Raw genomic sequence first — 15160 nt, forward strand, 5'->3', positions numbered from 1 at the left:
AGCTCCATCACATAGAAGCGATGAGCCTCTTGACCCTCTCGTCCACCGACCGGAACGGGTCCTTGCACAGCACCGTGCGCTGCGCCTGATCGTTGAGCTTGAGGTGCACCCAGTCGACGGTGAAGTCGCGGCCGGCTTCCTGTGCGGCGCTGATGAATTCGCCGCGGAGCTTGGCCCGGGTGGTCTGCGGCGGGGTGTTGACCGCCGCCTCGATCTCCTCGTCGGTGGTGATCCGGGTGGCCAGGCCCTTGCGCTGCAGCAGGTCGAACACGCCGCGGCCGCGCTTGATGTCGTGGTAGGCGAGGTCGAGCTGGCTGATCTTGGCGTCGGAGAGATCCATGTTGTAGCGATCCTGGTAGCGCTGGAACAGCTTGCGCTTGATCACCCAGTCGATCTCGGTGTCGACTTTCGCGAAGTCCTGGCTCTCGACCGCGTCGAGCTGGCGGCCCCACAAATCGACGACCTGCTCGATCTGGGTGTTGGGTTCGCGGGTCTGCAGGTACTCCACAGCGCGTGCGAAGTACTCGCGCTGGATGTCGAGCGCGCTGGCCTGCCTGCCGCCGGCCAGCCGCACCGGACGACGGCCGGTCAGATCATGGCTGACCTCGCGGATCGCCCGGATGGGGTTGTCGAGGGAGAAGTCCCGGAATGCCACGCCGGCTTCGATCATCTCCAGCACCAACGATGCCGAGCCGACCTTGAGCATCGTGGTGGCTTCGCACATGTTGGAGTCGCCGACGATGACGTGCAGGCGCCGGTACTTCTCTGCGTCGGCGTGCGGCTCGTCGCGGGTGTTGATGATGGGGCGCGAGCGGGTGGTGGCGCTCGAGACGCCCTCCCAGATGTGCTCGGCGCGCTGCGACAGGCAGAACGTCGCCGCCTTCGGTGTCTGCAGGACCTTGCCGGCGCCACAGATCAGCTGGCGGGTCACCAGGAACGGCAGCAGCACGTCGGAGATCCGGGAGAACTCGCCGGCCCGCACGATCAGGTAGTTCTCGTGGCAGCCGTAGGAGTTGCCCGCAGAGTCGGTGTTGTTCTTGAACAGGTAGATGTCGCCGCCGATGCCCTCGTCGGCCAGGCGCTGTTCGGCGTCGATCAGCAGGTCTTCGAGCACCCGCTCACCGGCGCGGTCGTGAGTGACCAGCTGGGTGAGGTTGTCACATTCGGCCGTCGCGTATTCGGGGTGGCTGCCGACGTCCAGGTACAGGCGCGCGCCATTGCGGAGGAAGACGTTGCTGCTGCGGCCCCACGACACCACCCGCCGGAACAGGTAGCGGGCGACCTCGTCCGGACTCAGCCGGCGATGCCCGTGAAACGTGCAGGTCACGCCGAATTCGGTCTCGATGCCCATGATCCGTCGCTGCACCTCATCGAGACTACAAGCTGGTCGGCGCATGCGTGGGCGCCCACGCCCAAGACACCTGTGGATAACCCCGGGGACCAGGGGTGCCGGAGTGCCAGCATGAGCCATGGGGGAAATCACGCGGGTCGACCTGCAGCGCCTGATCGAGCTCGCCGACCGCATCACCGGCATCGCCGACGACATCGAGGCGCTGCGGTGCCCGACGCTGCACCCGTCGGCACTGCCAGGGTCGGCGGTGGCCGACGTGGCCGGCGCTGCGGCACTCGTCGACGAGTTCGACGACATGGTCGCCGGGCTGCGGGGGTGGGCACTGGCGGCCCGCCGGTCAGCCGAGGCGTTCGACAGTGCGGACCGTGCCGGCAGCGACCGGCTGGGCGGGTGAGCGCTCCGACGCTGACGCAAGCGCAGGCGTGGCGGCCGGGAGCACTCGCCGAGCTCGCACAGGCCTGGGATGCTGCCGCGCGGCGAGTCGACGAGGCCGCGGACGCCGTCGTCGCGTTGACCGAGGCCAGCCGCGAGCACTGGGCGGGACGCGCGGCCGACGCCGCGGCAGAGCAGGCCCGCCGAGTCGCTGCCGTGGGCGCCGACCGGGCCCGGGCGCTCATCGCGGCATCCGTCGCGTCCCACGATGGCGCCGGCCAGATCGCCACGGCCAGAGGCGATCTGCTCGAGCTCGTGGAGACCGCCCGGCGCGACGGCTTCGTGGTCGCCGACGACGGTTCGGTGCGCCACACCGGTACCGCGGACCCCATGCTGGTCCTGCTGGCCGGTGGCGACGGGGGCGCGGCTGCGCAGATGCTCGAGGTGCGCGGCGCCGACCTGCAGAGTCAGATCGCCGCGGCTCTGGCCCGACTGGCCACTGCCGACGAGGACGCCGCCGCCGACATCACCAGCGCGCTGGGCGCGACCGATCCGGCCCCGACAGCGCCGGCCGACCCGGATGGCATGGTGCGTGCGTGGCCGCGGATGGGTCAGGAGGCGATCGCGGCACAGATCGCGGCGATGACGGCCGACCAGCGCGACCGGCTGGTGCACGAGTTCCCCCGGGAGGTGGGCAACACCGACGGAGTGCCCTGGCCGCTGCGGGTGGCCGCGAACCGGGTCAACATCGCCGAGGCGATCCTCGCCGAATCCGGCGGCGACGACGGCTCGCGGCGTCGGCTGACGCTCTATCGCGACCTTCTCGCCGAGGTCGATGACCCGAACCATGCCGGCGGCCGCATCCGACGCCAGATTCTCGGCTTCGACCCGGCCCGTGCGTCGCTGATCGAACTGCACGGCGACCTTGCCTCTGCGCGCGGCGTCGCAGTCCTGGTGCCCGGGGTCAACACCACGATGGAGGGCTCGGCCGCAAACGCCGCGACAGCGCGTCGATTCGTGACGGGATCCGAGGGCGACGTCGCGATGATCACCTATCTGGGCGGCCCGTTCCCGCAGGTCCACAACCCGCTGGCGGTCCTGCTCGACGCGGCCGATCCGGACAAGGCGCAGGACATGGCGCCGCGCCTGGTCGCGTTCAGCGAGGACGTCGAGCGCACCGTGGCCCCGGGCGTGCCCGTGACGGTCATCGGCCATTCCTACGGCGGCTCGATCGTCGGTACGGCCGAGACGATGGGCATGACCTCGGATCGCACGCTGTTCCTGGCCGCGGCGGGCGCCGGTGTCGGCGTCGACGACGCGTCGGAGTGGCACAACCGCAACCCCGCCGTCGTGCGGTTCTCGATGACCGCGCCGGGCGATTTCATCGAGATGGTCCAGGGCATCCCGGGCGGGCCGCACGGCGCCGACCCCGACGAGATGGCCGGGGTGATCCCGCTGGCCACCGGCCGGTACGACGACGGCGGTTTCGTGGCCGGGTTCGGCGCCCACAGCGGCATGCTGAACCGGCCCTCGGACTCGTGGCGCACGATCCTGGCGGTCATCACCGGAGACGCCGAGACCTGGCAGCACGCGCGCATCGACTGACACCCCGCCGTAGGCGCGCCGCCGGTTGTACAGAGCAAGAACCCGTGGAAAAGGGGTGGGCTATCGTGTCGGCGATTTGCCTTTCTCAGCTCAACGGTCTCTGATTCCGCCCGCCGTCGGGCATCACGCCGGGTCAGCACGTCGTGTGCGACGTCACTCGACTGAACTCCGTTGCCCCAGGTCTGCTATCAGGCGTTTCTCAGAGTGGCCGCAGATAATTTCGAACCGTCATGACACAACGCGAGCCTGCTGAGCTGGTCACGGATGTGCTGCCGCAGGTGAGAGGCCCGCGACACCGCATGCCGCGGCCGACTGCGTGGCGCCGCGGGCGGGTGGTGCTGCGCGCGATCACCGCACTGCTGGCGGTCGCCACGGTGGTGACCACTGGCATCGGTTGGTCGGTGTACCGCAACATCGCTGTCGGGATCACCACTTCGGAAGCGCTGGCCGGTGCGGCGACATCGACTGGCGGAGACCAGAACATCCTCATCATGGGTCTCGACAGCCGCCTCGACCAGCACGGCAACCCGCTCCCCAAGGACGTGTACGACGCCCTGCACGCCGGCGACGAGACGGTCGGCGGCTACAACGCCAACGTCCTGATCCTCGTGCACGTGCCGGGCGGGAACGGTCCGGTGACCGCGGTGTCGATCCCACGCGACGACTTCGTACATCTGCACGGCTGCCCTAGCGGCGAGTGCCAGGGCAAGATCAAGCAGGCCTACGGTCTGGCCTACCAGGAGACGATGAACTCGCTCGCCACCAGCGGGTCGATGTCCGCCGATCCCGAGGCCAACGAGCACGCGGCCCGCGAGGCCGGTCGCAAGGCGCAGATCAACACGGTCAGCGACCTGCTGCGCGTTCCCGTCGACCACTTCATCGAGGTCACCCTCGGCGCGTTCTTCCAGATCGCGCAAGTCGTTCAGCCGATCACGGTGTGCCTGAGCGACGACACCGCAGACGACTTCTCCGGCGCCGACTTCCACCGCGGGATTCAGCAGATCGATGCCGCCCAGACCATGGCCTTCGTGCGGCAGCGGCGCGACCTCAACAACGACCTCTTCACCGACCTGGACCGCACCCGCCGCCAGCAGGCGTTCATCGTCTCGCTGGTGAGGGCCGTGCGGGACGGCGGCGCCCTGTCGAACCCCATCGCGCTGCGACATCTCGCGGACGTGGCCATGCAGAACCTGGCCGTCGACGCCGGATTCGACATCATGAAATTCCTCGGGCAGGCGTCGGCGCTGAGCGACAAGCCAATGTCGCTGTACACACTGCCAATCGGAGAATTCGGTCAGGACTCACTAGGGCAAGACGTGAACATCGTCGACGTCGCGACGATCCGATCGATCGTGCGGAACCTGTTCGAGACCGGTTCACTGAACCCGACTGTCACCGCGGCCCCTTCGCCGTCAGCCGACGAGCCGTCGATCGTTCACGTCGTCAACGCGACCGGACACAAGGGACTGGCGACCAGCGTCGCCGACGAACTGAGTGCCCACGGCTTCACCCGCGGTGACATCGGCACCGCCGACGGGCTCTCGGATACCACCGTCGTCGAGTACGGCCCCGGCGCCGAGCACACAGCCGCCGCGGTCGCAGCTGAGTTGCCCATCGCCGTGACGTCCGAATCGTCCTCCGCGGTGCCGCTCAACACCGTCGTCGTCACCATCGGCTCTGACTACCCCGTGAACGGCCATGAGACCGAAAGATCACCAAGCGTAGGCAGCACGGCCGCTCCTGCGAAGGTCACGGCGGTCGATGCGACCGCTACCGGAACTCACGCACCCACGCCGACCGATCTGACCGAGATGTCCGGCGCCGGCATCCCCTGCGTGCGCTGACGGCTTCAGCCCTACCGCCCGGACAGCCCGACGGTGCCCACACGGCGTCGCACGGCGGCGATCTCGCGTAACCCGTCACCGAGTTGGCTGCGGTCCAGCGGGGACAGTTCCGAGGACGCGACGATGTCTCCAGGCGGGCGGCCGGCGGTGATCTGCTCGACCTGATGCGCCATTCGCATGCGCTGCAGCATCGTGAACACCTCGGTCAGTGTGCGGGCGTCCCGTTCGGTCAGGGCCCCTGCCTGGGCGGCCGCGGAGAGGCGGGTCGGGGTCGCTGCCGAGGTGACCCCGGCCATCAGCCCGCCCCAGCGCGCGAGGTTCACGATCGGGGTCACGGCGTGGTTCTTCAGATCGAATGTGCCTCCGCGCCGCGACAGTACGTCCCGCAGGGAGCGGGTCCGCATCCGACCCGACAGAGCGTCGAGCAGCTGCAGGCGCAGGGCTTCCGGGTACTGCTCGCGGATGCGGTGGTAGGCCGACGGCACGGTGTGCAGACCCGGATCGCCCCACACGACGCGGCCGTCGATCAGCAGCGAGGAGAACATCAACCCTCGGCCCTGAAGCGGTTCGGCCAGCCAGCCCTGCGCGGCGGTGCGCCACTCCGACTGCGAGCGTGAGAATTTCGGCTTGTCTGCGGTGGCCCCGTTGCGGTCGGTCGGCAGACCTGCCTGCGCGAGTAGCTCGTGGACCGCGGCGGCGGTGTGCCGGAACAGGCCGGCGTGCGCGTCGAGGTCGTCGCGCCACGACACCGCACTGTCGACGTCGGAGGACGGCATCGCCTCCCGGCGCGCGACGCTGCCCAGGGTGAGCCAGGCGAATCCGTCCGGCGGCTGGCGCTCTGCCTGTGCCACAACGATTTCCAGGGCCCGCCGCACGAGGCTGTCGACGACCACAGACAGGATGGCGCTCGTTGCAACCGCCTTGGTGCCGCTACGGAACAGGTCGACCGCCGTCCCGGTGACCTGCCGGCCCACCTCGCGCAGCTGGGCTGCATCGTCGGCCTGCGCGATCGAGCGTCGCAGCAGGAAGCTCTGACGCGCCGAGGCGGCCAGCAGGTCGGCGTCTTCGAGAACACCGAGCACCTCCCCGCGCGGTGTGAGTACCGGCATGTGCCGCAGCCCGCACTCCAACATCTCCATCAGCACGCTGTCGGCCGTCAGATCGGAGGTGACGGTGCGGGCCGGTGCACTCATCACCGACGCGATGGGCACGTCGACCGACCGCCCGGCGGCCACCACCCGGGTCCGCAGATCGCGGTCGGTGAAGATCCCCAGACCCCCGTCGGGCAACCGGATCAGGGCGTAGGACACGTGATGCCCGGTCATCTCGATCACCACGTCGCGCACCGTCTCGCCGGGCTCGACCAGCAGGACATCGCCGTGGACGAGCTCGGCCACCGGACGGGCGTCGGTGGCCGGCGCGATGGTCGCGCGCTCGGCGGCCCGGTTCCAGCCCGAGGCGGCGAGGAAGGCCAGACCCGAGGGCTTGGCGAACTGCTGCTGTACCAGGGCACCCGGTAATCGGATCAGCGTGCTGGGCGCCGATGTCGTTGCCCGGAAATCCATTCCGGCACCACTGAGCAGCGGCAGGTACCCGAAGATCCCGCCCGGACCGACGACGTCGATCAACGCGCCGTCGCCGCTGGCCCGCAGTGTGACCAGCCCGTCGCGCACCATCCACACCGCATCGGGCACCCGGGACGCGTAGTCGGCCACCACGACGTCGGCGGGAAACGTCTCGATCGCGGCACCGTCGGCCAGGGCGGTCAGCTCGTCGCTGGTCGCGGCCTGGAACGGGGTGTGCTCGGCCAGGAACTGGGGCAGCGCGGCGCGATCAGCCCGCTCGGATGAGGTCGGCACACTTCTCCGCCATCGTCATCACCGTGATGTTCGGGTTCACCGCAGGCAGTTTCGGCATCGCCGACGCGTCCACCACCCGTAGCCCCGTGACCCCCTTGACCCGCAACTGCGGGTCCAGCACCGCCATCGGGTCCGTCGGCGCACCCATGCGAGCAGTCGCGGCCGGGTGATAGACGGTGTTGTGGCACTGATGGATGTAGTCGAGCAGCTCGTCGTCGGTCGTCGCGTCGGGCCCGGGCGCGAGCTCACGCGCCACCCAGGGCGCCAGCGGCGACTGTTCGGCGATGAGGCGGGCCAGCTTCACTCCGGCGAGCATGATCCGGTCGTCGTAACCGTCCGGGTCGGTGAAATAGCGGGGATCGACGCGGGGGCGATCGCGGAAGTCGCGGGTGCTCAGGCGCACCGTTCCGCGCGAATGGCCCTGAGTCACGTTGGGCGTCAAGCAGAATCCGTTGTCGGTGGTCGGATATCCGCGGCGCAGCGTGTTCATGTCGAACGGCACGCTGCCGTAGTGCATCATCATGTCGGGCTGGGTCACACCGTCGTCGATCGTGGTGAACAGCCCGATCTCCCACCACTGCGTCGACGTGGTCACCATCGGCTGGGCGGCTTCCCAGAACACCAGTCCCTCGACGTGGTCGTCGAGATTGGCGCCCACTCCCGGCGAGTCGACACGGACGTCGATGCCGATCTCGCGCAGATGCGCAGTTGGCCCGATTCCGGAGAGCATCAACAACTTCGGCGTGTCGATGGCGCCGGCGGTGACGATCACCTCGCGGCGGGCGGCGACGGTGTCGTAGCCGGTCAGATCCGGCCGCTGGTAGCGCACCCCCGTCGCCCGCAGCGCGTCGTCGAACAGGATCTCCGACACCCAGGTGTCGGTCCGGACCTCCAGATTCTTGCGCGTGCCCAGGATGGGGTGCAGGAACGCGTGCGACGTCGAGTTCCGGATGCCGTCCTCCCCGGCGTTGATCTGGAACCAACCGGCGCCGTTGCGCACCGTCTCGCCGCGGTTGAACGACACCGTGGGCATTCCGACCATCGCCGCGGCGTCGAGAACCGCTGCGCCGCAGGGATCGTCGGGTGGAACGTCGCGCAGCGTCACCGTCTGGGTGAGCCGGTCGACGAGCGGGAGCACGTCGGCCGCTGCCCAACCCGTCGCACCCATGGCCGCCCACTCGTCGAGCGCCTCGGCCGGCGGATGGAAGGCGATGCAGGAGTTGTGCGACGAACACCCGCCGAGCACCTTGGCGCGCGCGTGCCGCATGAACGAGTTACCCCGCTCCTGCGGTTCGACCGGGTAGTCCCAGTCGTATCCGGAGTCCAGCAGGTGCATCCACTCCGAGAGCACCAAGATGTTGTCGTCGCCGACGTCGGACGGACCTGCCTCGAGCAGACACACGGTCACGTCGGGATCCTCGGACAACCGGGCGGCGAGCACGCAGCCCGCGGTACCGCCCCCGGCGATCACGTAGTCGAACACACCCGTCTCAGCCATCGGTGCGCGCCTCTGCGACCGTCGCCGCGGCGTGCGACTCGAGCGTGCCGATGTGGTTGCGGCCCTTGACCGCGTACCACAGCAGACCGGCACCGAGGATGACGCCGATGTAGACGAAGGCGCCCCACGTGTTGTACCAGGGCTCGCCGTAGACCGCCGTGCGCGGCCAGGCCAGGTTGAGCGCCATCCCGACACCCCACACCACCGCGACGATGTTGACCGGCAGACCCCAGCGACCCATCGTGAAGTACCCGCCCTCTTTGAGATCCGCGGGCGGCCACTGCCCCTGCAGCCGCTTCTTCAGCAGCGGACCGGTCACCATCAGATAGGCCAGGTAGATCATGATGATCGCGATCGAGGTGAGCACAGTGAAGATCTTGGGCTGCTCGATGTTGATCACCAGGATGATCACCGCGATCACGCCGATCGTCACCGCGGGAACGATCGGGGTCTGGGTCTTCGGATGCACCGTGGCCAACCGCTCACCAAAGGGCAGCGCGTTGTCCCGCGCCATCGCGAAGGTGAGCCGGATCGCCGCGGTGTGCACGGCCAGCGTGCACACGGTCACCGCCACCACGATGCAGATCAGGAAGATCTTGCCCAGTGGACCCCACATCACCGATTCAACGATGTACTGCAGTCCGCCCGAGCTCTCCCCCAGCTTCGGATCCTCGAGGTTCGGCGCGGCCATCACCGCGAACACCAGGATCGCGCCGCCGATCACGAACGAGGCGAGAATGGCCCGCAGAATCGCCTTCGGCGCGGTGCGGCGCGGCTCGACCGTCTCCTCACCCAGTGAGGACGCGGTGTCGAAGCCGTACATCACGTATCCGGATGCCAGCGACGCGACCAGGAACGCACCCAGGTACCCCATCGACTCCCCGGCGCCGTATCCGTTGGTGGAGAAGAAGATGTCGGGACCGCGCTCGATGTTCACAGCCAGCAGGACCGCGATCAGTACGGCCGCGATCAGCTCGATGAACACGCCCGCGCTGTTGATCATCGCCATCAGCCGAACCCCGAGCGCATTGACCAGCGTGGTGAATGCGATGAGGATCGTGCCGAGCAGCACCGCGTTGGCGGCGTAGTCGTACTCACCGGTGCCGTCACCGATGATCTGGAATCCGCTCCACAGCCGGGGCAGGTTGAGCTGATAGGCCAGCGCGACCGCCGAGATGGTCACGATGGATGCGGTGAGCATCAGCCATCCCGATGTCCAACCCACGACCCGGCTGGCCAGTTTCTTGCTCCAGTTGTAGACCGACCCGGCGACCGGATACTTGGCCGCGAGCTCCATGAAGCACAGCGCGACGGCCATCTGGCCGACGAAGACGATGGGCCAGGACCACAGGTACGCCGGTCCGGCGCTGGAGAATCCGAAGTAGAACAGCTGGAACGTGCCGGTCAGGATCGAGATGTAGCTGACGCCGGCGGCGAAGCTGGCGAACTTGCCGATACTGCGATCCAGGGATTCCTTGTAGCCGAAATCCTCCATGCCGCTGTCGTGGTGGGGCTGTTTGATCACCATGAGAGTGCCCTTCTCTTACCGGACTGCTGTGGAGTTCGTGAACCAGCCCGCGGCAGCGGGGGCCGTGTTGTGCCAGATGTGTTTGAGCTCTTGGTATTCGGCCAAGCCGGACGGCCCGAGCTCGCGTCCGTTCCCCGAGGCGCCGAAGCCGCCCCATTCCGCGGCAGCGGTGTAGTAGCCGAAGTCGTTGAGCCACACGGTGCCGTGGCGCAGGGCGCGCACCACACGCTCGCCGCGCGCCGCATCCGACGTGCGCACACCGGCGGCCAGCCCGTAGCGCGTGTCGTTGCCCAGCATGATGGCCTCGTCCTCGCTGGCGAACCGCTCGACGGTCAGGATCGGCCCGAAGGTCTCCTCGGTGACGATGCGCATCGACCGGTCGCAGTGGTCGAAGATCGTGGGCAGATAGAAGTAGCCGTCGGCAAGGGCCGGATCGGACGGCCGTGCGCCGCCGCACACCAGCGTCGCGCCTTCGGAAATTCCTAGCGCCACATAGCTTTCGACCTTGGCGCGATGCTGTTCGGAGACCAGCGGCCCGGTTTCGCTGGCCGGGTCCATTCCGTTGCCGACGCGGATCGTCGCGGCGCGCTGGGCGAGCGCGGCGACGAAGTCGTCGGCGATGGACTCTTCGAGGATGACCCTGGTCCCCGCCGAGCACACCTGCCCGGAGTGCAGGAACACCCCGGTGAGGACGTGGTCGACGGCAGCATCCCAGTCACCGCTGTCGCGGACGTCGGCGAAGACGATGTGCGGGTTCTTGCCGCCGAGTTCGAGGGCCACCTTGGTGACGTGCGCGGCGGCGGTCGCGGCGATGGTGCGCCCGGTCGACAGGCCGCCGGTGAACGAGATGAAGTCGACGTCCGGGTTGTCGGTGAGCGCCGCGCCCAACGTTGCGCCGCTGCCCTGCAGCAGATTCACCACACCGGGTGGCACGCCCGCCTCGTCGAGCAAACGGACGAACGCAATGGTGGAGAGCGGGGTGACTTCACTGGGTTTGGCGACCATGGTGCACCCGGCCGCCAGGGCCGGGGCCATCTTCCACGACATCTGCAGCAGCGGATAGTTCCATGGCGCGATGAGCACGCACACGCCGATCGGCTCGGCCACCACGCGGCTGATCACCGTCGGATCGCCGACGTCGACGAGCGTGTCCGTCTCGACGCCGATCAGGCGGGCATAGTAGCGAAACACCGAGGTGACGTCGTCGATGTCGATACGACTCTCCGCCAACGTCTTTCCGGTGTCACGCGTCTCCAGGAGCGCGAGGTCTTCTTTGTCTCGCTGCAGCAACTCCGCGATGCGGTGCAGCAGCTCCGAGCGCTCGGACGCCGTGGTGGCGCGCCAGGCCCCGTCGTCGAACGTGGCGCGGGCGGCCGCGACCGCCGCGAGCGCGTCGTCAGGGGTGGCTTCGTCGACCACGGCCGCCACACTGCCATCGGCGGGGTTGACGATCTCGCGGGTGCCGCCGTCGGAAGCGTGCCGCCAGGTACCCCCGATACAGAGGTCAGGTTGACCGTCCATGCCCGCTGCGGCCTCCTCGCCTGGTGTCTCGACGTCGCCAGCGGGGACACTACCCAGTCAGGGCACCACGTGCGCGGAGAACGGGTAGGAGTTCAGCTTTCGGCGGTGTCGGCAGCCGGTGTGTCCGAGGCAGGCAGCAACGCCTCGAGCGCGGTGCCGGTGATGCGCCGGAACGCGCGCCGCGGCCGGTTGGCGTCGAGCACCGCGACCTCCAGGGTGCCTGGGCCCAACACGCGCGGCTCGCTGCCGTTTCCGCCCGCGCCGAGCGCGGTCACGGCGACAGACACCGCCTCGCCGAGACTCAGGTTCTCCGAATACGAGTCGGTCAGCGCCGTCGAGATCGGCTCGGTCGTCCCGCCCATCACCACGAAGTGCGGTTCGTCGGCGATCGACCCGTCGTAGGTGATCCGGTACAGCTCGGGCGGTTTGGTCTCGCCGTAGTGGGCCACCTCGGCCACGCACAGCTCCACCTCGTACGGCTTGGCCTGCTCGGTGAAGATGGTGCCGAGGGTCTGGGCGTACACGTTGGCCAGCTGGCGTCCCGTCACGTCACGGCGGGAGTACGCGTAGCCCTGCGTGTCGGCGAACCGGATCCCGCCGCTGCGCAGGTTGTTGAACTCGTTGAAGCGGCCGACGGCGGCGAAGCCGACGCGGTCGTAGAGCTCGCTCACCTTCTGCAGTGAGCGCGACGGGTTCTCGGCGACGAACAGCACGCCGTCGGCATAGGCCAGCGCGATGACACTCCGACCGCGGGCGATTCCCTTGCGAGCGAGCTCGGAACGCTCGCGCATCGCCTGCTCGGGCGAGATGAAATACGGGAAACTCACAGCTCGTCACCCCGGACAGGCTCAGCGTCGGGGCCGAAAGTGTCGGTCCGCGAACGGTTGTCGATGATCTCGCGGGCCAGCCCGGCGATCTGCTGCTCGGTCACCTCGACCGCGCCGTCGGCGGTGATGACGACGGCGGTCGGATAGATGCCGCGCACCAGATCCGGACCACCGGTGGCGGAATCGTCGTCGGCCGCGTCGTAGAGCGCCTCGATCGCGACCCGCAGCGCCGAATCGGCGTCACGTACCCGGGAGTAGAGCTTCTTCATCGACGACTTGGCGAAGATCGAACCCGAGCCGACGGACTGGTAGCCCTCTTCCTCGAGATTGTGGCCACCTGCCGCGTCGAACGACACGATGCGGCCCGCGGCGTCGGGATTCGGATCATCGAGGTCGTAACCGGCCAGCAGCGGCAGCGCGATGAAGCCCTGCAGCGCGGCCCCCAGGTTGCCCCGCACCATCGTGGCGAGACGGTTCACCTTGCCCGGGAAGGTCAGTGGGACACCCTCGAGTTTCTCGTAATGCTCGAGCTCGACGGCGTAGAGGCGGGCGAATTCGACCGCGATCGCCGCGGTACCGGCGATGCCGGTGACCGTGTAGTCGTCGGTGATGTACACCTTCTGCACGTCCCGGCTGGCGATCATGTTGCCCTGGGTCGCGCGCCGGTCTCCGGCCATCAGCACACCGCCGGGGAACTTCAGCGCGACGATCGTGGTGCCGTGCGGCACCGCGTCGGTCGGCAAGACGGTCGGCACTGCCGCCGGTACCTGAAGACCTGAGCCTCCGGCGCCCGGCAGCAGATGCGGAGCCTGATGACGCAGGAAGTCGGAGAACGACGACGGGTTCACGCCGCCATGCGACAGCCCTGCGGGTAGGGCGTCAAAGGCTCCCGGTACCGGGTTGGCAGAGGTCTGATCGCGATGCGGCCAGGTCACTGTCCACCCTTCTGCACGTACGCACGCACGAAGTCTTCTGCGTTCTCTTCCAGGACGTCGTCGATCTCGTCGAGCAGATCGTCGGTCTCCTCGGTCAGCTTCTCGCGGCGCTCTTGGCCGGCCGCCGTGCTGCCGGTGAGATCGTCGTCCTCGCCGCCTCCGCCGCCGCGCTTGGTCTGCTCCTGCGCCATCGCTGCCTCCTGCGTCTCTCACTCCGAGTGGTGACACCGCGATATGTCGAGATGTCCCAGCTCGCCGTTCCCCCACACTACCGGTCAGCCGTCCGATTGCCGGGGATAGCCCGATCAGGTCGTGAGTTGTTCGACCAGCTCGACCGCGCTGTCCACCGAGTCCAGCAGCGCACCGACATGGGATTTGCTACCCCGCAGCGGCTCGAGGGTGGGGATGCGCACCAGCGAGTCACCGCCGAGATCGAAGATCACCGAATCCCAGCTGGCGGCCGCGATGTCGGCACCGAAGCGGCGCAGGCATTCCCCGCGGAAGTACGCCCGGGTGTCGGTGGGCGGATTGTCCACGGCGTCGAGCACCTGTTGCTCGGTGACCAGCCGCTGCATCGAGCCGCGGGCCACCAGCCGGTTGTAGAGCCCTTTGTCCAGCCGCACATCGGAGTACTGCAGGTCCACCAGGTGCAGCCGCGGCGCGTTCCAGCTCAGGTTCTCCCGCTGGCGGAAACCCTCGAGCAGACGCAGCTTGGCCGGCCAGTCGAGCAGGTCGGCGCACTCCATCGGGTCCCGCTCGAGCAGATCCAGTACGTGCGCCCACGTCTCGAGGACGTGGTCGGCGCGCGGATCGGGATCCCGACTGTCCACGAGCTTGGCCACCCGGTCGAGGTAGATCCGCTGCAGCGCAAGGCCGGTCAGTTCACGCCCGTCGGCCAGCGCGACGGTGGCGCGAAGCGACGGATCGCGCGACACCACGTGCACCGCGTGCACGGGGCGAGCCAGCGCGAGGTCGGACAGCTCGAGGCCGAGTTGGGGCCCCTCCTCGATCAGGTCGAGGACGAGCGCGGTGGTGCCGACCTTCAGGTAGGTCGACGTCTCGGCCAGATTCGCGTCGCCGATGATGACGTGCAGCCGGCGGTACTTGTCGGCGTCGGCATGCGGTTCGTCGCGGGTGTTGATGATGCCGCGCTTGAGCGTCGTCTCCAGGCCGACCTCGACCTCGATGTAGTCCGATCGCTGCGACAGCTGGAAGCCCGGCTCGTCCCCCGACGGGCCGATCCCGACGCGGCCGCTACCGGTGAACACCTGCCGCGACACCAGGAACGGCGTCAGGCCGGCGATGACCGCCGAGAACGGCGTGTGGCGGCTCATCAGGTAGTTCTCGTGCGTGCCGTACGACGCGCCCTTGCCGTCGACGTTGTTCTTGTAGAGCTGCAGCTTGGCCGCGCCGGGCACGCTCGCCACGTGGCGGGCCGCGGCCTCCATGACCCGCTCACCTGCCTTGTCCCAGATGACCGCATCCATCGGGTCGGTGACTTCGGGCGCGGAGTACTCGGGGTGGGCGTGGTCGACGTAGAGGCGGGCCCCGTTGGTCAAGATCATGTTCGCGGCACCGACCTCGTCGGCGTCGACGATGGGTGGCGGCCCCGACGAGCGGCTCAGGTCGAAGCCCCGGGCATCCCGCAGCGGGGATTCGACCTCGTAGTCCCAGCGCGTGCGCTTGGCCCGTTGCAGACCGGCCGCCGCGGCGTAGGCCAGCACGGCCTGGGTGGACGTCAAGATCGGATTCGCGGTCGGATCGGACGGCGAGGAGATGCCGTACTCGACCTCCGTTCCGATGATCCGTTGCATGCCGTC

12 protein-coding genes are annotated in these 15160 nt (G+C 68.5%); 3 read left to right on the forward strand and 9 right to left on the reverse strand.

Annotation, left to right across the window (positions count from 1 at the left end; genetic code table 11):
* Positions 1–7: 7 nt before the first annotated feature.
* Positions 8–1366 carry a Pup--protein ligase gene (pafA, locus tag ACZ50N_RS15015; protein WP_110797983.1) on the reverse strand — a complete coding sequence of 453 codons (1359 nt, stop codon included), beginning with the start codon at positions 1364–1366 and terminating at the stop codon, positions 8–10.
* Positions 1367–1469: 103 nt separating this feature from the next.
* On the opposite strand from pafA, the gene ACZ50N_RS15020 reads away from it, so the two are divergent.
* The 3 genes from ACZ50N_RS15020 (at position 1470) to ACZ50N_RS15030 (ending at position 5172) form a co-directional block, all read left to right on the forward strand.
* Positions 1470–1745 carry a DUF7162 family protein gene (locus tag ACZ50N_RS15020; RefSeq protein ID WP_464473185.1) on the forward strand — a complete coding sequence of 92 codons (276 nt, stop codon included), beginning with the start codon at positions 1470–1472 and terminating at the stop codon, positions 1743–1745.
* Complete coding sequence (locus tag ACZ50N_RS15025; RefSeq protein WP_464473186.1) at positions 1742–3328, forward strand: alpha/beta hydrolase; 1587 nt, start codon at positions 1742–1744, stop codon at positions 3326–3328. Before ACZ50N_RS15020 ends, ACZ50N_RS15025 begins: the two co-directional genes overlap by 4 nt.
* Before the next feature lie 299 nt (positions 3329–3627).
* A complete protein-coding gene (locus tag ACZ50N_RS15030; protein ID WP_464475652.1) occupies positions 3628–5172 on the forward strand; it encodes an LCP family protein in 1545 nt (514 codons plus the stop codon).
* 11 nt (positions 5173–5183) lie between these two features.
* On the opposite strand, the gene ACZ50N_RS15035 is transcribed toward ACZ50N_RS15030, so the two are convergent.
* The 8 genes from ACZ50N_RS15035 to dop all read right to left on the reverse strand — a co-directional run bounded on the left by ACZ50N_RS15035 (position 5184) and on the right by dop (position 15154).
* The gene (locus tag ACZ50N_RS15035) at positions 5184–7031 is read right to left on the reverse strand and encodes a putative nucleotidyltransferase substrate binding domain-containing protein (RefSeq protein WP_046365215.1); all 1848 of its coding nucleotides are present in this window, start codon (positions 7029–7031) and stop codon (positions 5184–5186) included.
* Positions 7006–8529 carry a GMC family oxidoreductase gene (locus ACZ50N_RS15040; protein WP_464473187.1) on the reverse strand — a complete coding sequence of 508 codons (1524 nt, stop codon included), beginning with the start codon at positions 8527–8529 and terminating at the stop codon, positions 7006–7008. The genes ACZ50N_RS15035 and ACZ50N_RS15040 overlap by 26 nt, the downstream gene beginning before the upstream one ends.
* Positions 8522–10057 carry an APC family permease gene (locus tag ACZ50N_RS15045; RefSeq protein WP_046365217.1) on the reverse strand — a complete coding sequence of 512 codons (1536 nt, stop codon included), beginning with the start codon at positions 10055–10057 and terminating at the stop codon, positions 8522–8524. Before ACZ50N_RS15045 ends, ACZ50N_RS15040 begins: the two co-directional genes overlap by 8 nt.
* 15 nt (positions 10058–10072) lie before the next feature.
* The gene (locus ACZ50N_RS15050; RefSeq protein ID WP_464473188.1) at positions 10073–11578 is read right to left on the reverse strand and encodes an aldehyde dehydrogenase family protein; all 1506 of its coding nucleotides are present in this window, start codon (positions 11576–11578) and stop codon (positions 10073–10075) included.
* Between the two features lie 92 nt (positions 11579–11670).
* Positions 11671–12405 (reverse strand): proteasome subunit alpha, encoded by a 735-nt coding sequence (gene prcA, locus ACZ50N_RS15055; RefSeq protein WP_111510284.1) that lies wholly within the window; start codon positions 12403–12405, stop codon positions 11671–11673.
* Positions 12402–13340, reverse strand: a complete 939-nt coding sequence (gene prcB / locus ACZ50N_RS15060) for a proteasome subunit beta (protein ID WP_464473189.1) — start codon at positions 13338–13340, stop codon at positions 12402–12404. The genes prcA and prcB overlap by 4 nt, the downstream gene beginning before the upstream one ends.
* Entirely contained in the window at positions 13337–13531 is a 195-nt protein-coding gene (locus ACZ50N_RS15065) for a ubiquitin-like protein Pup (protein WP_046365221.1), read from the reverse strand. Before ACZ50N_RS15065 ends, prcB begins: the two co-directional genes overlap by 4 nt.
* A gap of 114 nt (positions 13532–13645) precedes the next feature.
* Positions 13646–15154, reverse strand: coding sequence for a depupylase/deamidase Dop (dop, locus tag ACZ50N_RS15070; RefSeq protein WP_048422673.1), 1509 nt, complete (start codon positions 15152–15154; stop codon positions 13646–13648).
* Positions 15155–15160: the final 6 nt, after the last annotated feature.

This window comes from Mycolicibacterium obuense (assembly GCF_055397605.1).

Bases quoted from the DNA above. Each gene is read 5' to 3' on its own strand.
- ACZ50N_RS15020 (WP_464473185.1), top strand. From the start codon at position 1,470: ATGGGGGAAATCACGCGGGTCGACCTGCAGCGCCTGATCGAGCTCGCC.
- ACZ50N_RS15050 (WP_464473188.1), bottom strand. From the start codon at position 11,578: ATGGACGGTCAACCTGACCTCTGTATCGGGGGTACCTGGCGGCACGCT.
- dop (WP_048422673.1), bottom strand. From the start codon at position 15,154: ATGCAACGGATCATCGGAACGGAGGTCGAGTACGGCATCTCCTCGCCG.
- ACZ50N_RS15030 (WP_464475652.1), top strand. From the start codon at position 3,628: ATGCCGCGGCCGACTGCGTGGCGCCGCGGGCGGGTGGTGCTGCGCGCG.
- ACZ50N_RS15045 (WP_046365217.1), bottom strand. From the start codon at position 10,057: ATGGTGATCAAACAGCCCCACCACGACAGCGGCATGGAGGATTTCGGC.
- ACZ50N_RS15040 (WP_464473187.1), bottom strand. From the start codon at position 8,529: ATGGCTGAGACGGGTGTGTTCGACTACGTGATCGCCGGGGGCGGTACC.
- ACZ50N_RS15065 (WP_046365221.1), bottom strand. From the start codon at position 13,531: ATGGCGCAGGAGCAGACCAAGCGCGGCGGCGGAGGCGGCGAGGACGAC.